Source organism: Staphylococcus auricularis (assembly GCF_051172115.1).
Classification (GTDB): domain Bacteria; phylum Bacillota; class Bacilli; order Staphylococcales; family Staphylococcaceae; genus Staphylococcus; species Staphylococcus auricularis_A.
The window spans coordinates 1-432 of record NZ_JBPIZN010000021.1 but is presented as its reverse complement, the minus strand read 5'-3'; the positions used below and the strand labels follow the sequence as shown (position 1 = coordinate 432).

Below are 432 nucleotides of genomic sequence, written 5' to 3'. Positions count from 1 at the left end.
ATATCATCACACGTGGATTTACCAAAAAAACGCAGAAAACACCACCTAGAGAAATAGAACATGCTAAACATGTGATTGAAAAATTTAAAAGAGGTGAGTTATATGAGTATGATATCTAATTTAATAAAAAATGATATTGAACGTAATCCCCGTCTGAAAAGAGTTTATCAGCATCAAGATGAAGCTTTAGAATTTGCAATGACAGTCGTAAAACTAAGAGATGAATTAGGTTGGTCACAAAGGAAATTAGCCGATGAATTAGGCAAACCTCAATCAACTATTGCTAGAATTGAAAATGGCGAATCAAAACTTAATTTAGATACAATGGAAGCAATAGCCCGAGTTACAAAAAAACAACTAAAAATTGCATATGTATAAAACGAAGGGTTCTGTTGCAAAGTGAAAAATACTGTAATATAAATACAAAGAAAT

The 432-nt window shown here is 31.0% G+C and carries 1 protein-coding gene; it reads left to right on the top strand.

Features of this window, described 5'->3' with window-relative positions:
• The first annotated feature begins 102 nt into the window (after positions 1–102).
• A complete protein-coding gene (locus ACSBRB_RS10620; RefSeq protein ID WP_435032727.1) occupies positions 103–378 on the top strand; it encodes a helix-turn-helix domain-containing protein in 276 nt (91 codons plus the stop codon).
• Positions 379–432: the final 54 nt, after the last annotated feature.